At 62.4% G+C, this 22,645-nt stretch carries 16 protein-coding genes; 1 reads left to right on the top strand and 15 read right to left on the bottom strand.

Annotation, left to right across the window (positions count from 1 at the left end; all coding sequences use genetic code 11):
- Window positions 1–86: 86 nt before the first annotated feature.
- From ACIA03_RS00190 to ACIA03_RS00205, 4 genes are read right to left on the bottom strand one after another with little or no spacing between them, the layout of a single operon-like run.
- Window positions 87–1,211, bottom strand: a complete 1,125-nt coding sequence (locus ACIA03_RS00190) for a zinc-binding dehydrogenase (protein WP_396978069.1) — start codon at window positions 1,209–1,211, stop codon at window positions 87–89.
- 32 nt (window positions 1,212–1,243) lie between these two features.
- Window positions 1,244–2,083: an SDR family oxidoreductase gene (locus ACIA03_RS00195; RefSeq protein ID WP_396978071.1), complete on the bottom strand. Its 840-nt coding sequence runs from the start codon at window positions 2,081–2,083 to the stop codon at window positions 1,244–1,246.
- 31 nt (window positions 2,084–2,114) lie between these two features.
- Window positions 2,115–4,289, bottom strand: coding sequence for a hydantoinase B/oxoprolinase family protein (locus ACIA03_RS00200; RefSeq protein WP_396978073.1), 2,175 nt, complete (start codon window positions 4,287–4,289; stop codon window positions 2,115–2,117).
- Window position 4,290: 1 nt separating this feature from the next.
- On the bottom strand, window positions 4,291–6,405 hold the full coding sequence (locus ACIA03_RS00205; protein ID WP_396978075.1) for a hydantoinase/oxoprolinase family protein: 2,115 nt from the start codon (window positions 6,403–6,405) through the stop codon (window positions 4,291–4,293).
- Between the two features lie 244 nt (window positions 6,406–6,649).
- Between ACIA03_RS00205 and ACIA03_RS00210 the strand changes: the two genes are divergently transcribed.
- Entirely contained in the window at window positions 6,650–7,681 is a 1,032-nt protein-coding gene (locus tag ACIA03_RS00210; protein ID WP_396978077.1) for a helix-turn-helix domain-containing protein, read from the top strand.
- A 1,167-nt stretch (window positions 7,682–8,848) separates the two neighbouring features.
- Here the strand turns inward: ACIA03_RS00210 and ACIA03_RS00215 are convergent.
- The 11 genes from ACIA03_RS00215 to ACIA03_RS00265 form a co-directional block, all read right to left on the bottom strand.
- Window positions 8,849–9,160 (bottom strand): DUF1330 domain-containing protein, encoded by a 312-nt coding sequence (locus ACIA03_RS00215; protein ID WP_396978079.1) that lies wholly within the window; start codon window positions 9,158–9,160, stop codon window positions 8,849–8,851.
- 735 nt (window positions 9,161–9,895) lie between these two features.
- On the bottom strand, window positions 9,896–11,086 hold the full coding sequence (locus ACIA03_RS00220) for a cytochrome P450 (protein WP_396978081.1): 1,191 nt from the start codon (window positions 11,084–11,086) through the stop codon (window positions 9,896–9,898).
- Window positions 11,087–11,130: 44 nt separating this feature from the next.
- Entirely contained in the window at window positions 11,131–11,874 is a 744-nt protein-coding gene (locus ACIA03_RS00225) for an SDR family oxidoreductase (RefSeq protein ID WP_396978083.1), read from the bottom strand.
- 748 nt (window positions 11,875–12,622) lie between these two features.
- Window positions 12,623–13,396 carry a helix-turn-helix domain-containing protein gene (locus tag ACIA03_RS00230; protein WP_396978085.1) on the bottom strand — a complete coding sequence of 258 codons (774 nt, stop codon included), beginning with the start codon at window positions 13,394–13,396 and terminating at the stop codon, window positions 12,623–12,625.
- 240 nt (window positions 13,397–13,636) lie between these two features.
- The gene (locus ACIA03_RS00235; protein ID WP_396978087.1) at window positions 13,637–14,158 is read right to left on the bottom strand and encodes an HtaA domain-containing protein; all 522 of its coding nucleotides are present in this window, start codon (window positions 14,156–14,158) and stop codon (window positions 13,637–13,639) included.
- A gap of 616 nt (window positions 14,159–14,774) precedes the next feature.
- Entirely contained in the window at window positions 14,775–15,563 is a 789-nt protein-coding gene (locus tag ACIA03_RS00240) for an HpcH/HpaI aldolase/citrate lyase family protein (RefSeq protein ID WP_396978089.1), read from the bottom strand.
- 189 nt (window positions 15,564–15,752) lie between these two features.
- Entirely contained in the window at window positions 15,753–16,868 is a 1,116-nt protein-coding gene (locus ACIA03_RS00245; protein ID WP_396978091.1) for a hypothetical protein, read from the bottom strand.
- A gap of 207 nt (window positions 16,869–17,075) precedes the next feature.
- A complete protein-coding gene (locus tag ACIA03_RS00250; RefSeq protein WP_396978094.1) occupies window positions 17,076–18,608 on the bottom strand; it encodes a TRAP transporter large permease in 1,533 nt (510 codons plus the stop codon).
- Window positions 18,605–19,141, bottom strand: a complete 537-nt coding sequence (locus ACIA03_RS00255; RefSeq protein ID WP_396978097.1) for a TRAP transporter small permease subunit — start codon at window positions 19,139–19,141, stop codon at window positions 18,605–18,607. Before ACIA03_RS00255 ends, ACIA03_RS00250 begins: the two co-directional genes overlap by 4 nt.
- A 1,331-nt stretch (window positions 19,142–20,472) precedes the next feature.
- A complete protein-coding gene (locus tag ACIA03_RS00260) occupies window positions 20,473–21,168 on the bottom strand; it encodes a nitroreductase (protein ID WP_396978100.1) in 696 nt (231 codons plus the stop codon).
- Between the two features lie 86 nt (window positions 21,169–21,254).
- Complete coding sequence (locus ACIA03_RS00265) at window positions 21,255–22,514, bottom strand: NAD(P)/FAD-dependent oxidoreductase (protein ID WP_396979860.1); 1,260 nt, start codon at window positions 22,512–22,514, stop codon at window positions 21,255–21,257.
- Window positions 22,515–22,645: the final 131 nt, after the last annotated feature.

Genomic DNA, 22,645 nt, shown 5'->3' on the forward strand with positions numbered 1-22,645 from the left:
CAGCGACCGCGGCATCGATGAGGTGATCAGGAGGACACGTCATGCACCGCGAAGGCAACGCCTCGAGGTGACCCGGGAGCCGGATCTCAGGTCGCAGAAAACGTCGGCGTGACTGCGATACTCACCGCGTTCGCGCCCTCGACCTTGCCTTGCAGCGTGTCGAGCGCCAGCTCGAATTGGTCGAATCCGAAAGTGTGCGTGCGCATACGCTCGAGGGGCACGTCAGATGTGGCGAGGAAGTCGCATGCCCGCTGATAGGCTTCGTTACCTTGAGACGCCGCGCCGATCATCCGCAGTCCCTTGTAGAGCATGAGATCCACCGGAAACTCGTCCATCACCGCCGCTTTGATACCCGCGTGCACGAGTGTTCCACCGCTGCGAAGGATCGCCAGCCCGTCTCGGAGCGGCTGCAACGCACGTGGTGTCGTGTCGACCACCACATCGAAGCCCCGACCACCTGTTGCTTCCATTGCGCGATCGATGAGACTCTCCTGCTCCACGTCCACGGTGACGTCCGCTCCGAACTCCCGCGCCAGGGCCAGCTTGTGAGCGTCGTTGCTGAGGCCCGTGCTCAGCACGAGGCCCGCGCCCGCGTGTCGTGCAGCGATCACGCAGGCGATGCCCCGCTGGCCAGACCCGAGGATCGCGATGCTGTCGCCGACCTTGAGCTCCGGCGTGAGCACAGCCCAACTCATGGCGTTTGCCAAGGGGTTGTAGAGCGTGGCGGTAACTGGATCGATCGTCGACGGAAGCTTGTAGAGGACGGTCCTAGGATCCAGATAGGCGTGCGTGGAGTACCCGCCCCATAGACCCGCGCCCCTGTAAAGCGGTAGAAACCCGTACAACGCCGGCGCCCAAGCGTGATTTCGGCACATGTGCGAGTCACCTCGAAGGCATACGCGACAGTGCCCACATGCGATAAACGGGTTGACTGCCACGCGGTCGCCGACCGTGATCCCATTAGGAGGATTCGGGCCGAGATCTTCGATGACTCCGACGATCTCATGTCCGAGGATCCGTGGATACGGGTCACTCCCATCCATGGGGTTCGCACTGGCGACCCCTGCGAACGACTCGACATCTGTTCCGCAGATGCCGTTCGCCTCCACACGCAGCAGCCCGGCTCCCTCACCTAGCACCGGGAGAGGGATTTCACGGAACTCCTGTTTGAACGGAGCAGTCTGAACGAGAGCAGTTGCTGTAGTGGCCATGCGTATCTCCAGTCTATTGGGCCGAGGCGATATCAGTCGGTCGGAAAGTAACCCGCGGCGATCTCATCGACCTTGCGCCGCATGGCATCGACGGTGGCGGGGTGGGTGACGCAATACGACGCGCCGGCCTCGATGGCGCGGAGCAGCATCTCGCCGACACGATCCGGGGGCAGCGGTTCGTGGAACTCCTGATCGAACCTGCGCTTGATCTCATACGGAATAACCTCTCGGTCAGCGCTGCCGCGGCGGGGGCGCAGCCCAGCACTGGTCGTGCCGATGTCCGTCGTCACCCGCCCCGGGAAAAGGACGGTCATCCCGATATCGTCGCCTTGGTCGACGAACTCCTCCCGCAGCACGTCCGATAATCCGTTCACAGCTGCCTTCGACGCGGTATACATGCTGTGGCCGGGTGTGTCATACAGCGTCGCGAATGACGACGTATTGACGATGTGTCGTCGACCACTTTGCGTTCGCATCCTCGGCAGGAACGCCCTAAGACCATTGACGACGCCGTAGAGGTTCACGTCAATTACAAATTCCAGATCGTCCTGCGAGGCGTTCCACAGGGCGCAGAACGGCCGCGTCGTCACCCCCGCGTTGTTCACGAGGATGTCGACCTTTCCGAAGGTATCGAACGTTAGGTCTGCCATCGCTTCGACCTGATCCGACCGGGAGACGTCGACCGCGACGGGCAGGCTGCGGGCCCCACGGTCGACGGCCTCCCTCGCCACGGACGTCGCCGCCTCCTCCCGGATGTCGGCAACGACGACCGTGGCTCCCCGAGCGGCAAGAGAAAGGACGATGGATCGCCCAATCCCATCTCCACCGCCAGTTACGACGGCAACGGCATTCGAATATTCGATGGTGCCCATGAGTCGCCCCTTCAGGTGTTCGGATCCTGGCTCACGCAGACATTGCTGCGGCGGGGTTGCCCCGAGCGGTTTCGGCGCCAGCCTGGTGGACGTCGGTGCCGAGCGCGGCAGCACAGGACGGGCAGAAGTACTCCGTGAGCCGGACCGATTCGTCGTCCTTGCGCTGACGGCTGTGCATCTCAAGCTCAGCGAACCTTTCGAACACCGTCTTGGTCCGTCCGACCGCGCCGCTCCGCCATCCGTCATCGAGAGCAGCCAGATGACTGTCACAGCTCGTGCACGACCAGCCGTCCGCAAGCCGCCTTACCGAGATACCCGCCTGTGCAGGCGGCCGCTGGGCCAGTGACGGTTCACGGCCGATCCGCTCCCGCCGGATTTGTGCGCGTAGTTCCGTTGTCGCCGCCGAGTCGACACGGCCATCTTCGGTCAGTACCACCCCATAACCCGCCCTGGCGTTCTGCGGCGTGATGTAAAGGTCGACCACATCGCCGGCGACGAGCTCGGGGTCCCGCAGCAGCGGATCCCCAAGGCCAGCGCCGCCGCCTCCGCGCAGAAACACAACGTCTCCGGTGCGTCCGACGAATCGGCCTTCATTCGACGGGTACGGCGGCGTCGTGCCATCGAGCATGGTCTCCAATGTGAGCTGCCCCGAGGAAAGCCGCTCCAGGACGTTCGTGTCGTGCATGGCACTGACGAGCCCGTTGGCACCTGGAAAGCCTCCACCGACACCGTTCGACGGTGTTTGTGCGCACAGCATGATCAGTGCGCCTCGCGCGATGTCCGTGTCGTAGAGCGCGAATGCCGACTCGAGGGATTGTCCGCCGCGGTAGAGTCCAGGTCCTCCCGAGTTCTTGACGAGTCGCCGCCAAAGGTAGATGGCGGGGTTCTTCGCCTCATTCGTCTCGACGCTCGACAGGCTCACGCCGAGCATGATCGCCGAACCGTAGATGTCCTGGCCGTCCATGCAACTCTGGGCGCCGCCTCCGATTCCGGTGTTCGTGTCCATGAAAAACATGACGACGGGCATGCCCCCGCGGCCGACACCCGCGAGCGGCGCCATCGCTCCGCTGGCGTCACCGATACCAGCGACACGCGAACGGATTGTAGGGTCGTCACTCAGCGAGAGCGCCTCGTTCAGCGCTCCCTTGAATGCGCGGAAGACGGCCGCTCCGGTCGCACCGTGACCAGCGCTCACTGGAACCGGCGGCACGGCGTTGACGATCGAACCTTCCCGTCCGACCTCGATCGAGAGCGGACGCCACAAACCGGCGTTGAAAGGCAGGTCCCCGTACCCCAGAGTCGTCAGGATGGCGGTCATGATCCATCCATGCGCAGCGCCATGGGTGGTATTGATCAGCGCCGCGATCTGGTCGTCGCCGTCCAGTTCCAATGTCATCTCGGAGCCCTCGACCGTGAGGGTGATGGACAGGTCGAGGAACTCATCCGTCCCCTGGCCGTCGTACTCCACGATGTCATGCTGTACGTACCTGCCGTCGGGGATGAGTTCGATCCGTGACCGCAGTGCCTTTTCCGAGAGGTCCTTGTTGATCTCGCAATACTCGAAGAAACGCTCTACCCCGTATTGATCGATGACTGCAGTGAGCTTCTCCTGAGCGACGTTGCTCGCTGCGATCATGCTGCGGATGTCGTTGATGACGATGGGCGAAACGCGCACGTTATTGCCGATGAAGCGCTCCCAGTTAGGGTCGAGCACACCGTTCTCGATCACACGGGTCGCGGGGAACCGCAGACCCTCCTCATAGACCGACGTGGCCGCAGGCGCGAAACCGGACACACCGGAACCGCCGATGTCCACCATGTGCAGGTTGGAGAAGGCCCAGCCGACGTGATCATCGCCGTAGAACGTTGGGGTGATGATGCCAACGTCTCCCTGGTGCAGCGCACCACCCTCGAACGGGTCGTTAAGAATCCACCCGTCGCCCCGTCGCACGTCGACGTCGCCAAGGTTCTCGATGACGAGACGCGTACCCATCAGCGATGAACCAGCGTGGAACAGCATCGTCGAGGACATGGCAAGTTGCTCCCCCGACCGGTCCGTCAGACAGGTTGCGAAGTCCTGCACCTCGTAGACGACCGGTGAACCCGACGTGCGTGCAAGGGTGATCGCCATCTCGTTGACGATGTTGTCGAGCGCCTTGCGGTGAATCTCGACGGCGATCGGGTCGTGGGCGGTCGCGATAGACATCTCATGCCTCCTTGGCAAAGGTCAGGACAAAGTTCAGGAGTTCGTCGCGTTCGACCGCAGCCCCGTCCGGGACGAGCATCGTTGTGTCGATGGACTCCACCAGTGCCGGACCTTCAATCCGGCTTCCATGGGTGAACAGCGCCTCGTCATACACAGGGATCTCGGCATGACGGCGCTCGGAGGGGAGGAATACCTTCCTTCGATGCTTCAGCATCTGTTCCGACGACCGAGGATCGCGCTCAGCGACCGCGGTCTGCGGGTGAGGAAGCCGCCCACGCGCCGTGACCGTGTAGTTCAGAATCTGGGGCGGAACCGGCCATGCCGTGCCCTTGCCGTAGGTTCGCTCGTAGACCTCGAGGAACTGGTGCTGCAGGGCCGGCACATCGTCCTCGGTCAGGTTGCGTGCTGGCAGTGACATCTCCAGCGCATGCACCTGGCCAGCGAACTGCAGATCGCCGCTGTGCTCGATCTCGATCTCATCCGCGGCGAAACCCTCGGCCTCCATCATTGATCGACACAGGTCCACCAGCTCCGCAGATACAGCGTTTACGCGGTCGATCTCCTCTTTACCGAGGAGCATGGACTGCACGGTGCGATCCTGCCGGATCACGAAGTCCGAGACGAGCAGGCCCCTGGCGCAAAAGACAGAGCTGTTGTGAGGGATGATCACCTTGCTGATGTCGAGCGAACGCGCGATCTCAGCGGCAAACCACGGCAACGTGCCACCGTAAGCGTAAAACACGAAGTCCCTCGGGTCGTGGCCTCTCGAGACGCTCACCTCGTGCAGAGCATTCGCGCTGTTGGCGACGACGAGGTCGTGAATCGCGACGGCGGCCTCCTCAACCGTCCACCCCATCGGATCCGCAATCGCGGAACGGATGGCACGCTCGGCAAGGCTTGGCTGGAGCTTGACCCTGCCGTTCAAATAGTTTTCTGGATCGATGAGGTTCATCGCCACCATGGCGTCGGTGACCGTTGGTTCCGTGCCCCCAAAGTCGTAGGCGGCCGGACCCGGCGTCGATCCGGCGCTTCGCGGTCCGACCTGAGGCACGCCCCGATCACTGACCCATGCAATGCTGCCGCCTCCAGCGCCGACAGAGACTACGTCGACGAGCGGCAACGAGGTACGAAACCTGCCGACGCGGATGTTCTTCTCCACTTGAATTCCGCCATCGAGCACCAAGCCGGTGTCGAAGCTTGTTCCACCCATGTCACCGAGCAGTACTCGGTCGTGGCCGAGGCGACGCGCCATGTCACGAGCTCCCGCAGCGCCCCCCGCGGGTCCTGCGCCCAACAGTGCCAGCGGGTTCTGCGCGGCACGATCTCGGCTGATGCCTCCACCAAGACCTTGGAAGAACACCACCTCGCCCGCCAGCCCCGCGTCTTCGAGCTTCTGCCCCATGGAACGGAGGAACGTCATCGCGTCCTCGTGGACGAACGCGCTGAGCACCGCCGTCATCCAACGCGCGTACTCTCCGCGCACAGAACTTGCCTGGCTCGACGCGATCACAAACACGTCGGGGTATCGCTGCGCGATCAGCTCGGCCGCCCGGTCCTCGTGCACAGAGTTGGCATAGCTGGACAGGAAGCAGACCGCGATTCCCGTGACCCCGCGCTCTTCCACCAGCACCCGTGCGGCCTCGAGCACGTCGTCCTCGGAGAGGGGAACCAACTCGCGCCCGAGCGCATCGATACGCTCCTCGACCTCGAAGATGTCACGCCGCGCGAGGATGTCGGGGACGTTCGTCTGCACGTGGTCGTCTGTGTGCCGCAGCCGCGGCCCGCCCGCCATGCGAAACTCGTCCCGGAACCCAGACGTCACCAAGGCGCCGACCTTCGCCCCCTTGAGCTGGGCGATTACGTTGGTTACGACCGTGGTGGCATTGACCAGCAGTCGAGTCGACCCCAGCAGTGACTCCCGAGTCACCCCGAGGTTCTCCGCAGCGGCCCCGATGGCGTTGAGGACCCCCACACTAAAGTCGTCGTACGTCGTCAGCGCCTTGCCACGCGCTTGCCGCTCGCCATGCACTACCTGCACGTCGGTGTGGGTCCCGCCCACATCCACGCCCACGAATGCCTCGGCTACACCGACGTTCGCGGATCCACCGGTTTCCATACAGCCTCCAGTGCCTGTCCCAAATTTGGGTGGTTATGCATCAATTGCATCCTTCAGAGACGTACGCTACGGGACCTGCATGCGCCGGCCCATTCGAAATCTGGCCATCAACCTTCGAGTTTGTGACAATGGACACACGGCCCGACAGACGCCGAGACCGTGCATGGCGTAAGAACCTGGAGGCTCAACGATGCGCCTGGCGACATACGAAGACGTTCGCCTTCCGAACATGAGTGTGCATTTGATGCACGACGTCCTCGTCGAGAACGGCATCGATCCGAGCCCGGCTCTCGAGGAGTCTGCGATCGACCCCGCAGCCATGAGCGCGGTCGGCGTCTCGGTCACCGGGCGGCAGGAGGTGGCCTTCCAGTCCGCCTTCGTTCACCTGACCTCGAGCAGACGAGACCTGTGGTCGACGCTCGGCCTGCGATACACATTGCCGACACTCGGGACTCACGGCTTCGCGCTGATGACCGCCCCGACGATGCAGGACTGGGTGCGCGCGGTCGTGATCAATTCTGACCTCTACTACTCAATGTGCGATCTCACGCCGATCGAGGGAACAAGCGCCGTTGTCGGCCTTCGGGTCGACTACACAGAGACACCGCCGGATCTTGTCGAGTTCTCGGTCCACCGAGATCTCGCCATCGCGATCGGCATGCACGAGCAGCTGTACGAGGCCGCATTCCCGTATAGTCGGGTCGCGGTACCTATCGCAGGAATCGACGCGCGACTGCAAGAGAAGATGGATGTGGCGGTCGAACTGAACGCGGAAGCGCTCTGCCTCGAGTGGTCTGAGGCAGTATCGAATCGCAATCTACCCCACGGCGATGCACATCAGTTCCAGACCTACCTCAACGAGTCGCGGGATCGCGCGCGTCAGTTCCAGTTCGCCGACGACTGGATGAGAGCCCTAACCACGGCCATGACCCGTTCGTCACCCATGGTGACCGGACTGAGCGAACTCGCACGGTTGCTCAACGTATCCGAACGCACCTTGCAGAGACGTCTCCGTTCTCTCAACATCAGTTTCCGGGACCTGCGCGACCAAGCTCGCTTCGCGATTGCGCGTGAAGCGTTGGCGAACAGCAACGTCTTGATCGCCGACCTCGCTTTTCGCCTCGGCTATTCCGAACCGACTGCCTTCGCCACCGCATTCAAGCGCTGGGCCGGCTGCAGTCCAACTGCCTTCAGGTCTGATCCGTCCTCCTGGTCGTGCGACGGAGCGTCGTCCCGGCAGCTCTGGCTCGAGCCGCGCAGCGAGTACGCAGGTTGAAGACCTGTGTCCCGATCTTCCTCTAAGACCAGCGCACGACCCTCGCAGGATGCGCTCCGTCTACCGAACCTTGTCATCAGGCGCTGGCGCAGATCCGGTGGACCGCTGGGTTTCGGCGTTCTCGATGTTCGGTGAGCTGGATCGAGGTGCTTTGACTCCAGCCCCGGCCGACAAATCGAAAGGCAGCACACCGCGGTCATACCTTGGCCGGGTCAGACCGGTCCAGTGCAGCGCCGAGCCGAGTCTTCACAGACCTTGCCGTTGATCTAGGGCCCGTACGCACGAATGCGGCAGTGCTTGACTGTCTTGCCGACGGGCTTAGCTCGCAGGCGGGACACGGATACCGGCGCCAGTGTCGGTGGACACCGCCTCACTGTGCCGTGCGCAGCGAAGAACGCCCGAGCCCGGTTCCAACACGCTGCTGCTGTCTCCTACCGTTCATCGGTGAGGATCTCGGAGTAGGCCAGACAGGAGCGGGGCGTGCACGGCAGGCGTGTAGGTACACGCAACCACGCAAGGGTGAGGCGCCGCTGCTGCTCGATCGGTCGGGTGATGCGCCGGCGCATTGGTCCTGTATCGACCCGCGTCGGTGCACCTGCCACCCGCCGTTGGGGATGCGGCCGAACCTCTTGATGTCGGGCGCGGACACCAGGTCGCTGGGCGCGAGGCGCTCGTAGCGCTGCTTCTCGCGCCATGAGGTCTTGGTCCTGGACCCGGTGGCCGGGTCGGCCCAATTCAGGCGTGGGCAGCCATAGCCCAGCGGGACCGGGTCGACGGTGGAGGGGGGCACCGAGGTGAAGGGCGAACCCCGCCGGTCCCAGCGTCTGGTCACTTGACGCCTCATGATCCGACGCTCGATGCCACCGGGTAGGTACCCCCTGGACAGCGGAACGCGCGGGAGGAGCGGTGACGCATCTCAGATGAACGCCGGTCTACACAATAAGCTCGGCCAGACACAGTCGTCCGGCCGGGGTGTGGGTGGCGTTAGCGAGAAACCACGAGGGCCTCCGAGGTGAGGAAGTGGTTGCGTGGTAACTCCACACCTCACCCGGAGGCCTTCGTCATGGTCCAGCCGACCCGCCATATATATAACGTCAGCGATCAGAACACCTAGCGATTTGTCAAGCGATGTCGGATGGCTTAGATCCGGCCATCTGCCCGAACGCGTCAGGACGCAGGGGCGTCCTTACCGTTGACCGCCATCACGTAATGGGTAGTCGCACTTGCCTTTCGGTACGGCACTGCTTCCTGGTACTCAGGCGAATTGTAGAAGCGATCGATTTCTTCCATGGAGTCAAACTCCATTACCACGAGGTGTCCTGGCGCCTTACCCTCCAGAACGACAGGCGGTTCCTCCAGCGGAGACACGATGTGAGACCGGATTCGGAAGGACTGGAGGACCGCCCTCGCCTTCTCGCGATAGATCGCGTATCCCTCCGGATCGTGGACATCAATCGATGTGACGATGAATGCGGACATGAAGTGATACCTCCCTGTTGGGTGCGCCAATGCCTTCAGCGCGATCGGCTGATCCCTGCACGCTAGCCGTCTAATGCGAATAGTGCAACACTCTGGAGCAGCATTTGCCACTCATTCGGTCCCTGTCAGTGACGCGCGTGGCTCGCCCAAGCTCGTCGTTGTCACGCGACGCAAACGGTCGGTGCGCATCCCGATGTCCTGATCGACACGTCGGAGGGGGATCTTCGGATCCCGTTCGTTGCCGTAAGCCGCTCGTCACCCTCCCGCGTCGCGATCTCGCAGATTCGCACTCGGACCTGCCATCGACGCAGAGCCCGCTTGGATCAGCAGAAATCATCGACGGCGGCGAACAGGACTCCAAGAGCGCCAACGTGGTGGCCGCCGAGGTCGAGGGCGTACCTGGACCCAGGTCACACCGCCGACCGTCCGCGCCTGCTCCCGTTTCCCGTCAACGGAGTCATGACACAGGAAGACGACGAGCGGCTTCCCGGCGTTGGGAACGCCTCCCGGATGCGCTTGTCGGGCTGACCCTGTGTCGCATGGGGAAGGCGTTCTTGACCAACGGAATGAGCATAGTTCTCGCCAGTCATTCTGACTTGGCAATCACAAAGTCCGTACGCCTAGGCGCTTACGCGCGCAAGGCGCGTACTTGCCTTCCGACGGAATGAACGATCGGGACTAAATATTCACCATGGATGGCGCGTTGTGGACCAGTGGCCCCGATTATGTCCGACCTCACCACTCAACCGGAAGCCGATTTACCCCGAAGATGAACGGATCGAATCGGTACTCCGGCTCGTCGCCCGACGCGATCGTCAGGTTGGGAAGTTTTTGGAACAAGCGAGCGAATACGGATCGCAATTCGGCGCGAGCCAGGTTCATTCCCAGGCACGAGTGGATGCCCGATCCAAAGCCCACGTGGCCAACGCTCATGTCGCGGTCGAGATCGATCTCGTTCGCGTTCACGTACACACGGGGGTCACGGTTCGCGACCTCGGGCACTACCGCTAGGCCATCGCCAGGCTCGAGGATCTGGTCGCCTACAGAGATGGGCTTCGTCACGGCGCGGCAAATGACTTGGCCGGCAATCGCCTGCGTGCGCACCATCTCCTCAACCAGCACCGGCAACTTACCAGGGTCCTCATTGATCTTCTGCACGAGATCAGGACGCTTCATGAGCTGCAGAGCGCCCAGACCGATCGTGAAGGCCGTTGTCTCCTGTGACCCAACCGCAAGAACGAACACGTTTCCTACGGCGGCCTCGTGCGACAGCTTTCCTTCATCGACCCATCTGACGAGCTCGGAGACGATGCCTTCCGTCGGGCTCTTGCGCTGCTCAGCGAAGATCCCCTCGATGATCTCGTACAGCTCCGCGATCGCGGCGTTCCGTTCCTCGGCGCTGACGAGCGAAGACGCGTTCCCCTCGGCAAGTCGGCGGAAGTCCGCCGTTACGGCGTCATCAATCCCCAAGAGCATGCAGGTCACCGATGCAGGGATTCTGTTGGCGAAGTCCGCCATCAGGTCCGCCGGAGGACCAACCTCCAGCAGGTGATCAAAGGCAGACTCCGTGATTCGGTCAATCTCTGGCTGCCAGTTCGCAATTCGCTTCGCCGTGAAGAAAGACGCGAAGTACCTTCGTACCTCGGCATGCTTCGGCGGATCCATCCGCGGCAGCATGTTGCCCGGATTACCCGATGGCTTCCCGGCGCGGAACAGTGGAAACCCGGGCGCCGTCATGTCAGATGTGAGTCGGTCGGTCTGACCCAAGATCTCCTGCGCAGCTTCCTGCTGAAGGACGAGCCACGTATCCTCACCGTTTGCGCGCCGAACCAGCTTTACCGGCCCCTCCTCGCGCCATCGCTCGTACTCGGCGAGCGTCTCGAACGGTTCCTTCCTCACCCCGGGATAAGCGTCAACTCCGTGCACCGAGGGCCTCCTTCTCTAAATCTCAGCTGGTTCCATTTAGCTTGTCAGTTTCGCGCAATGCCCGCTGTCAATCCTCCATCGACGATGAACTCGGCTCCCGTCGAGTAACTCGATTCGTCGCTCGCCAGGTGGAGGACCAATTCAGCAACCTCGTTCGCCTGCCCGTGGCGATGGAGGGCAACTTTCTCCATAGCCTTGAGGTCCCGGCCGGCAGTAATGGACGTCTCGATCCGACCGGGGTGCACCGAGTTCACTCGTATGCCGTACTTCCCGAGATCAAGAGCCGCGCTCTTCGTTAGTCCGCGCACGCCGAACTTTGACGCTGTATATGACGGAAGCGCCTCGAATCCTTGGATCCCCGCAATCGATGAGATATTCACGATCGAACTCTTTCCGCTGCGCTTCAGCGGCTCGATTGCTGCCTTCATCCCGTAGAACGCACCAGTGAGATTCACTGCAATGACGAGGTCCCAGTTCTCAAACGAGTGCTCCTCGAGAGGCTGCCACCGCGCGATCCCCGCGTTGTTGACTAGAACATCTAGTCCACCGAACGCGTTCACCGCGGTCTCGATGGCATGCTCCCATTCGGCATATATCGTGACGTCGAGATGCACGAACTGGGCCGCTTCGCCGAGTTCAGCCGCGAGCTCCGCACCGGCGTCGTCATGGACATCGGCGATGACGACCTTCGCCCCCTCCTCGACGAACCGTCTCGCCTGAGCTGCGCCAAGCCCGCCCGCGCCGCCGCTGATGATTGCGACCTTTCCAGCCATCCGTTCCACGTTCATGGTCCTTCCATCATTTCTCCAACGGCGCAAGCGGCTGCCCGCAGCATCAAACGCGACGATCGCCGACCTCAAGACGGTCGGACGACGCCAGCGCAGAACTGATGGCGCACGCCACCGGTTCGAACGTCGCGTACGTTCCGCCCCAACGATCGTCTCGTCGAGGTAGCGGTGCCATTCGTACCTGTCCTGCCGCAGACGAGACGGGACCAAAGCACGCAAGATCTCGCCTTCGGTGCGCTCGCCAGCCGCGTGGAGGAAGAAGCCCCGCATCGACCACCATGTGGTGACCGCGACGGGCAATACTCCCCGTTCGATCGACGATGAACGACTTCACTGCTTCTCCTTGATGCCACCTGTCCTCCATGACCGCGTCGGCCTCACTCCAGCGCACACCAAGGACTCGACCCGACTCACGTCAGCGTACTCGAAATTCCGTTATATGCAAGGCCGAACTTCACTATGTGAGGACGAGGCGCGCGTCGCGCCGCATCATCGGGTCGCTAGTACAAGCATCCGGCAGATCGGCAGCGTCGTGCTCGACTGCACGACAGCGGCTCCCAACCGATCGCCGCAGCCTCTCGGAGGGATGGATAGCGCGTCACGTCGCCCACCGCTTCTGGGGGTCAGCGCCATCTCGCGTGTGACCGCGGATCAGGTGAGAGGGCGAGCCGGAACGCGACAGGGATGCAGCAGCCGTCTCATTCTCGGATCGACGCGACAGGGATGGGGAGCACAGGGGCACCGATCATCAGTGGAACGTCGCCTCGATGGCCATCGCACTCTCGCGCGCGAGCTTTCGCATCTTCGGCCGCGGGCTCAGACCCTTGCCCCCGAGATATGTCAGCGCCGCCGGCCCCCATGGGGCATCGATTCGAATGCACGTGGCGCGGCGCGAGCGAACCGACCAGTCGTCGAGGATCAGGATGTCGTCCTCGCAGGATTCACGAGCTAAGGCGAGCACCTCCGCCTCCGTTGGCGGGATGTTTCGGGTCGGGCGAGCCCAGCCGAACCGCGCTCGCGAATGCTCGAGCGCCATGAGAGCTTCGTTCTCGGGCTGTTGAATGAGCGCGATGAGGGCGTGTGATGACAGGTGGAGCGGCATCGACGACACCGACAGCGGAAAGGGCTCCTCGGTACTGGACACCCGATACAGGTGAACGAGTGTCTCATCCCACAAAGCGCCCAGAGTGATGATGTGGTGAGGGGATTGGCGGCTCAACTCTCGCATTGCGCGCTGCGTCTCCTCTGTGGGGGCGAATGCCTTGGCAGTGTTCGCCGCGAGTGAGAACACCCCGACGTCCGGCGCGAAGCCTTTACCACGCACCTTTCGCACGTAGCCGGCAGTTATGAGGCCCTTGAGCAGCCTGGAAGCGGAGCTCTGATGGGTGCCCGATTGCGCGGCGATCTCCGTCGCAGTCACGGGTGCTCCGCTTTCGACAAGGTACTCAAGGATGGCGAGCCCGCGGGCGAGTGTCTGTGCTCCTGGCGGGATCGCTTCCTGCGATGAGGCCGAGACAGTCATGGTCCCCATTCTGATCGATGGCGCTTCCGGTGGCGGCGAGTACTGGAAGCAGGCAGGTGCGGTCGCAGGAGGCGAGCATATCGGGTATGCCAGACACCCCTCACCTTGCCGAGCATGCATGATGAATCTAATCGAGATTCTGCTGAGCCTGCGAAGGTGGGCGGCGTCGGGACCCTCCGCGTGGAGTCTACGCGATGGTCAGGAGCCCGCGCTCCCGTGCTCACACACAATCGCCTTCGCCTACGTCGGGACGGGGATGCGTACGTCGAGGGGATCGAAGGCGGTACCAATCGGGTAGTTTCCTTTGAACAGCTCGGCGCCCGTCACACCGATACTCGGCAGCAGCCCGTCCCAGCGAATAGTGCCATCGACGGACGCGGCGCGCGGGACGTCAGGGATCTCGAAGAGCGTGCTTCGAACCCCGTGGGCCGTGTCCCCGGGTGCGCCGAACGACAAGGATCCGACGTGCCCGTCGAGATGCAGCCATGGCTCGGCGAGTGTCACGTCCATAGTCCCGAAGTGGCCGTGCAGATGTATTACACCACCGAACTGAAGGACTCCCGATCCGGTGGTGGGGTCGAACGAGTCAGAGTTGAGCAGCGGGAAGAGGAAGGCGTACGTGCTCGTGAATCTCGCGCCACGGTCGATTGAGACCGCACCGTCTGGAATCCGCTGGAGGTAAGCGAGCAGGCTTCGCTTGAGCCCCCACACCAATCCGGTTTTGACAGGCGTCAGGTGGCCGTTTTCGGCAGCAGCGTTCATGGCGCACCAACACTATCCGCGTCGTGCCTCGCCGGCATGTACAAAGTCGCGCTGCTCGACAGGCGGCCGGAACGGAGGAGAATGAACGTGCGCTCATCGAACCATCCTTTCGCTGTCCTGCTGGTGTCTGCGATGACCTCGGGGCGTCGCTTGCGTCCCGCCAGCGCCGAGGGGTGCCCCGTGCCTCGACGAAGGCGACCTGGGCGCTCCCAGAGCAGGTCATGACCTACGAGGCGTCGCATACCAAGCACCCGCGGCCGCTTCGCGTCGGCACCCTGAGGTTCGGCAGTCGATGATCGCGTGGTGCTGCGGGCAGTCTCGCCTGGACGGCGCAGGCGAGTGAAGTCGTTGCATAGCTCTGCATTCGACGGGCGTTGATGCCGTGCCCGATGGCCCGCTTCAAGTACTCGCGGCGGTCCGCCCTGCGCCGACCTCGAGTCACTCGGTGGAACTCCTCCTTCCGGCGGCGCGCAGCATTGGCGACGTTGGGCGCCCTGATCATGGCGATCTGGTGCTGGTCGCATACCACCTTGTGGTGTGAGCGCCCTCGGGTGCCTGCGCTCGGCGATATGGCCCGGGACCCCGATGAGTACCGTAAACACCGCCCCGAGCCGATTCACCCTACACCTTTACTGCTGCCCGCCGGGGTATACCTCTGCCGAGCGGCGAGCAGTGCATCTCGGGCCGTGGACCGGAGTAGGTTGAGGTCGCTCCCCGCGGTGCCCCATGTGGTTCCCTCGAGGCCGGAACCGAGAGGCATGCCGAGTCGCACGCCAGCGCCCGCGGCGATCTGCTTCATCTCTTCCCAGAGAGGCTCCAGCTGGGCGCGGTCGGCGTACATGTCGACGCCGAGATCGAGAGCGAGGTCTGCGTACCCGAAGAAGGCGAAGTCGATGCCATCAACAGCGGCGATCTCGGCGAAGTTCCGAACGCCCTCCACAGTCTCAATGAGCGGAACGACGGTGACTTCCCGGTTTGCGATCTCAACGTACTCCGCCCAGTTGTCCTGCGACCAGGTGGTCGCGGGCACGACTGGACACATTCCGCGTCCCGCTGGTTCGTAGCGGCTCGCCTTGACAGCTCGCTGGGCTTGTTCGGCTGTGCCAACCTTGGGAACGATCACGCCATCTGCGCCAGTGTCGAGTGCCCGCTGAATGGACCGTAGATCGTTCGCGCCGACCCGCTGGAGCGCGGGAATCCCGGTCGCCCATGCGGAACGAACATGGTTGAGGATGTCTCTGGGACCGAGCACCCCGTGTTCGTCATCGATGACAAGGAAGTCGTACCCGACGCTACCCAGGATCATCGAGGTCGACGGGTCGCTCGACGTGATCCAGGCACCGAGTGGTGTCTGCCCTGAGTCGATCATCGAGGTGAGCTTCGTTCGGATTCCTGGTACGTGCACGTGCTTTCTCCTTCATTTCTTCAGCGGGCCGAGCCTGATTGGTCAGGCCCACGCGGGTAGTCCCATCGATCTCGTCGGCGAGACCCAGTGTTCATTCACGCCACATTGCGCGGTCGGACTAAGGCGGTCGCGGTTCAACCCGTCGTCAGGCGCGGGTTGTCGCGTCGGACGAGGAAGGAACCCTCAGAGTCACTCGTAGTCCTCGAGGTCGCGCAGATACTCGTACATACGTTGACGATAGGCGTCCCAGTCGAGGTCTTCGGCAACGTATTCAAGTGCGGCGAGCATTGACTCGGGCGACCCGTCGGTCTTCGGGACGCCGAACTCGTCTGTAAGGATCCTCACCCACTCTTCGTACACCGACTTGTAGCGCTGGATGATTGCCTGCGGGTCGGCCACCGAATCCGGCGCGCGCTCGGCGAGCGTTGCCGCCTCCTCCTCCCGGAACTCGGCGAGAGTGTCGGCTAGATCATCCGCTGGCCGCACGAACGTGACTCCGAACTCGTCCTCGGCAGAGCCATACCACTCAACGTACCGCTCAACTAACGCACTGCTGTTTCCAACTCCGAAGAGCGGACTGGCCTCCCGGAAGACTTCCTGGACTGCCGCCGGAAGCGCGTCGAACTTTTCCTTGTTCATGATGTAACCAGGTCCGGTGTTGGGACTGAATGACAGTGGCGTATAGAACTTCGCTACCTCGGCCAAGCCTTCCTTTGCGAAGTTCTCGAGGCTGCCGACGTGGCAATCGACGGTGCCTCGCTGCAGTGCCTCGTACACCTCGTTCGAATCGACCAGCGTAGGTGTCATGCCAATCGCCTCCATCTCCGCGTCGTAGGTGCCGCCCGCGCTCCGCCCGAGCTTTCCCTTCGCCTCCGCGAGCTTATCCAGAGGCGACCGGCACAGTGGTGTATAGCTGTCGGACGTAAACCCACCGAGATAGACAGCGTTATGCTCCGCCAACTCATTCACCACCGGTCCGCTGGTGAATGTCGCGGTTGCGGCGACGGAGCCGGCGAGCATGTCCATCGGCATGGAAGTGGTCATCCCCGAGAGGCCTGCCTGCCACGCACCGGTAGGTACGTCGGAGCCGAGGAGACCCGGAATATATAGGGTAATGTCTGAGAGTCCGGACTCCATCGCGGAGATCGCCTCTTGCATCGGGTGCAGCGTGCTCGTGTCATAGACGTCAAAGGTGACCTTGCCATCGGTGTGCCCGGTCACATACTCCATGAACCGCTCGGTGCCCCGGTTGTTTGTCGAGGTCGGCGGAAGCGGCTCGGAGACGATCAGCGTGATCGGCTCCATGGACGCGATATCGTCGCCATCCCCGGTCGACCCTGCTGTTCCTCCCCCGCAGCCCGCTACAGCTAGCATTAGAAATGCTGCCCCAAAGGCGCTCGTCCGGCGCCGACGCGTCATTGGGTTCCTTAGAGTACTGCTACGGACAGAGACACTATGCGAATCATCTTGGCGAGTCACTTTGCCTTCAATCTCCCTAACTACTTACATAGCCTATTTGCTTGACGACACACTGGGGAGCCATGTCGCGATCTCCGGGAACAGCACCAGGAGCACTAGGAAGGCGATGCAGGCCAGGATGAAAGGAGTGACCCCTTTAAAAACGTCAATGATTGTGATCTCGGGATCGCCCGGTTGTCTGACCGATCGCGCAATTCCGAGAACCACGAAGTTGAGGATTCCTAGCGGCGGAGCAATAAGATCGATCTCAGCGAGCACGATGAGGAATATCCCAAACCAGATCAGGTCGACGTCGAGAGCGACGAGCGGCCCGAGGAACACGGGAATTGTCAAGAGCATCATCGCGAGAGTGTCAAGGAAGAAGCCCAAGATCAGATAGATCGGGATCAAGAGCAACAAGAAGCCCATCTTGCTGAGCTGGAGATCGATCACAAGGTCGGCGAGGCCTCGAGCCAGCCCACTGATTGCCATCACCCTGGTGAGCATGTTCACGCCGATGAGGAGCGCAAAGATCGAGGCAACCGCAGCGATGGATTCCAGGAATGTAGAAGACAAGTATCGCGCGGCCACCGGACCGAAATCCTCCGGCTCACCCCTGGAGCCTGCCCTGCGGACTTGGAACAAGATCGCGGCTCCCCCGATCAGGAGCGCCACCACTGCACCCAGCGCTCCGGACTCGGTAACCGTGAAGAACCCACTGAAGATTCCCCCGAGAACGAGAGCCGCGATAAGAACCACCGGAGTGAGTCCAATAAGCGAAAACAATCGCTCACGCAACGAAAAACTGCCGCCTCGTGAGGCCGCGCCAGGCACGACGATCCCCCAGCCGATGATCACCAGGACGAACAGAACGGCGAGTAGTAGCCCGGGAATGACGCCGGCGATGAGCTGGGGACCGACGGGGGTACTGGCCACACCCGCATAGATAACGAGCATGACACTCGGTGGGATCACCTGGCCGAGAGTCCCCGCGGTCGCGACAGACCCAACGGCCAAGCTGGGCCTGTAGCCTGCGCGAATCATCTCCGGAATCGCGACCCTCCCGATCGCGTAGGTGATCGCCATGGTGCTACCGCTGATCGCAGCCATTCCGGCACCCGCAAAGCTCGTAGAAACCGCGAGTCCACCCGGTACATTCCCGAACCACTTCCTCGCCGCGTCGTAGGCACCAGCCATGATTCCGGTCTTGCTGAGAGCCACACCCATCAGCACGAACATCGGAATGACACTGAGGGACCACGACCCGAAGGACGTGAATACGACGTCGCGAACTGTGCCCCACACGGGTCTCTCCCCGGCGAGCACGAGCATCCCGACCATCGCGGACGCGATCATGGTGATGAAGATCGGCACCTCGAGGAGCATGAGCGCGATCATCAGGAGCACGACGGCCACACCCACCAGCAGCCGGTCGGAGGGCACCAGGAACAGGTAACCGACGATCAGTGCCACGGCAACGGCGGCGGCACTCAAGGCGAAGACACGACGGCGCGCACGCGCCTTCGAGCGTGGGGCCGGACAGTCGGCTTGAACCCGGCCAACGCTTCCCGTAGTGATCGTGTTCATTGAAGGGCCCGCTTTGACGTGAGGGGCGTCTTCTCAAGCACGTTCGGCGTGAGCGACGTCTCGCCTATCGCAGGCGCGGGCGCGGAGTCACCGGGCATGATCAGGTATTGGTCCGCGTTCTGGAACTCGTTCCGGAAGGCCCGCATGAGCTGCGCGAGGACCTGCAGCACGAGCACGACGAGACCGATAGCCACAAGTGCGCGTCCCGGCCAGATCGGCACCCAGTCGGAGCCAGCAGAGTGTTCGAAAGTGCCGACCGAGGCACGCGCCCGATCTACGCCGGCCCACGCGACAACGACGAGCACGGCCAAGGAAAGGAACGCTCCGCCGATCTCAACGACCCGTCGGGTCCGGGTTCCCGCTCCCGATGTGAGCAGGTCTACTCGGATGTGCTCGCCTCGGTACATGGCGTAGCCGAGCGAGAGCGAGATCATCGCTGGCATCCAGAGATATTGAGTAATCTCGAGCGTGCCGGGCAACGGGTCGCGAAAGACCGAGCGTGCGACCGCATCCACCACAATGTGCAGCGCCATCACAGCGGCGAGGACTGCAGCTATAGCTGCGGCGCCTTTGCTAACCGCGTCAATCCAACGTATCCAGGCCATAATAGTATCTACCCTTTCGCCCGAGATCTCTCGCAATTGTCAGCGCTTCCTACCTAGTTCCCTGGCCAATGCGCCACGACAACGTCACATGACCAGGCGCTGGAACCTCTGCGTACCAATTTAGGTCCGCATTCGGGCTCGCCCTCGGTCCACCGCAAGACAAGGCAGCCCGCGCACGGCGTAACCTCGTCGCTACGGATCCACCCCCTAACCGGGGATCCAAATGTCGTCAGGATCTATGACGTGGCTCCAATGAAACAGAGGGCCCGGGCGTACGATTGAGTCCACGTGCCGTCACACCACCACGACGAACATGCAGTGGAGATCACCACCGCCTCGAGACAAAGGATCTCGCCGATTTCGCGGGATCAGGAGTCGTGCGCGAGTAGCGCGAAGCCATCGCGGACAACGAGTGGAGGCTTCCCACTTGGCAGCGTCGTCGCGTTGTTCGAGCGCAGCCAACTGGGCTGCCGGACGCGCCTCACGTTCGGCCGCCGAGTTCCCGAGCTGCACAACGCCGCGTTCACTGAACCAGTGCACCGATACCCGCCTCCTCCCAGCCTCTGCTGCGAAGACGACGCTACCCCCGAACAGGCGTGATGTAAACCACATCCTCTCACTATTTGAACAAGACACGTTCGATAATAAGGATCGCGCCGCCGGCGACGAAGTCACATACGCATGTCGACCCACCGGGCTCCGGGCCTACTCATGAAAGGATCGTCCGCATCATTGAAGGGCGCCAACACGGCTCACGTTGAAAGTCGACACCCCTCGCCACAGCGCCCACTCTCGCAGGGTAAGGGTCCACACGCGGTCTCCCTAGATGCTCAACCGGCAAGCAGATGCCCGTCCAACGCCGACGAGAGGGATTTGTCATCGGATCCATAATCTGGACCACTGTGTGCAAATGATGCAGTACGCCGATGAGTGCGCTCCGACTCCACCGACGTGGGTCGAGAGGGGCGGGACGAGCCCTCACCGCCGCCCGGCGAGCTTGACGTGGATGTGAGATCGGCGGATTGCTAGTCGTGGGCTTTGCCTTGAAACGAGTGGCGCTGCGGATTGGTCGCGCGGGCAGGTCACTCGCTTCGGGGCTGGCAAGAAATCAACCGCACCGCCGCGTCGCCAGCAACATTCACCGCCAGCCAATGACCAGTTCAGATACTCCTATCGGCGACCGGCGCCTACGGCGTCCAAGCGTGATGGGCCGTGGAAGTTGCACAGAACCCGGAGCGGTCACACCGTCACCAATCACATTAGTCGTTGACCCAACGAACTACCTGCTCGAGGCCGGCTCGGTTTGTGCGATAACTGTTGGCGGGATGATCTTGATCCGGGTACCCAAACGAGATGCCTAGCAGAACTGAGCGGTCATCGGCGATCGCGAAGTAGTCTCGAATGAAGGGCGAGTAAAGCGCGAGGGCGGCTTGCGGAATCGCTGCCAGGCCGAAACTGTGCGCCGCAAGCAGGAAGTTCGCGACGTAGACTCCAGTGTCGAGCGCGGCATACGCCCCCAGGCTGGTGTCGATGGTTATGATTGCGGCGTGCGGTGCTCCGAAGAGTTCGAAGTTCTTCAACGCCTGTTGCGCCGAAGCCTCGCGGTCGCCGCGGGCAATCCCGACGGCTTCGTAGAGCTGCCACCCACTCTCCCGCCGCCGCTCCAGGTGCACGCCAGCGTATTTCGCCGGTATCGGGATATCGGGTTCGGGAGTGGAATCCCGATCGCTGGCATGCGCGATGAGTGCCCGCCGGAAACGCTCTGTGCCTTCACCTTCGGTCACGATCACCTCCCACGGCTGGGTGTTGCACCAGGATGGTGCTTTCTGCGCCAGTTCGAGGAGCTGCACGATCGTGTCGTGGGGCACGCTTCCGTCGCGGTAGGCACGGCAGCTCCACCGCTCGGTTACAAGATCTTCTAGAGTATGGGTCTGTACGCGGTCAAGCGTTGTCATTCATTGTCCTCTGTCTGGCTTTTCGGTGCGTCGATAGCCGCCGGGCCCTGTCTCCAATTTAGGGGCCTCGTCTCGGCTATTTTCGATTAGCTCCCCGTCCCGGCCACGGATGCAACCTCGACCGTCTGGTGTAGCGGAAAGTCGATGTCGGCGAGTTTCTCTCGAGATACTGCAACCCGTTTGCCGATCGTCTTCTTACCTTGAGCGAAGTCACGGATAGAATTGACCGCATCGACCGCTATTATGCGCCCTGCCTTGAGGTAGACCACGCTGAATTGCCCCGTGGCTGGATCACCCCGAACGACAAACTCGTCATGGCCGGACAGCAATCCGGCGGTCTGCAGCTTGTCGTCGTACTGATGCGACCAGAACCACGGCAACGAGTCATACGGCTGCGGTGACCCGACGATCGCGGAAGCTACGACCTTGGCCTGGTCCACTGCGTTTTGAACCGATTCCAGTCGCACGCGCTCGCCGTCTGCGTAGCCACAGGCGAAGTTCGCGCAATCACCGATGGCGTAGACGTCGGGGAGCGACGTTCTGCAGAACTCGTCGACATCGATACCGTTGCTCGCCTCAGCCCCGGCGTCGGCCAGCGGCGTGATCGCTGGAACCAACCCGACACCGACGATGACCATATCGGCAGGAATAACCTCCCCAGATGTCAGCCGGATCCCTGCCGCGCGGCCGCTCTCGCCGACGATCTCGGCGACTGCACTGCCCAGCCGAACGTCGACACCGTTAGCTCGATGACGGGCGGCGACATAGTCGGCAACTACGGAGCCTGATACCCGCGAAAGAAGACGATCAATAGTTTCGACCAGCGTCACCCGCACGCCGGCCCCGACCAGCGAAGACGCCGACTCCAACCCGACATAGCCACCGCCGACGATCACCGCTGTTGAGACCTCGCTCAACTCTGCACGCAGCGCCTCAGCGTCGGACCTGGTCCGCAGCGTATGGATACCCGCCAAGTCACCGCCTGGCACTGTCAACGATCGCGCCACGCCGCCTGCCGCCCAGACCAACGTCCCGTATCCGATCGTGCCACCATCCGCCGTGGTCACAGTGTGTGCGCCCGGCTCTACCGATGTCACCTCGGTAGACAAAAGCAGATCCACGCCCGAGTGTCTCCAGAAATCCGCCCCGCGCAACTCAAGATCTTCGTCGGCGACGTCGCCGACCAGCAATCCCTTGGTCAACGGCGGGCGCTGATATGGTAGGCAATCCTCTAGTGTAATCAGCCCGACCGATCCCTGAAACTTCGCCAGCATCAACGAAGACGCAACCTGAGCGCCGCCGTGACCACTGCCCACGACCAGGACGTCATACGAGCGTGCCTGCATCACCAAGTCCTCATTCCTTCCAGCCACGCCTATCCTGATTAGGCTGGCAAACGCGCGATCAAGCCTTCGAGAGCATTGCTCACCCCTCATCTGCCCCCAGACGACTCTCGTCAGTAGACCTGTTGTCCGTC

It is taken from the genome of Nocardioides sp. NPDC051685, assembly GCF_044453405.1.
Lineage (GTDB): Bacteria > Actinomycetota > Actinomycetes > Propionibacteriales > Nocardioidaceae > Nocardioides.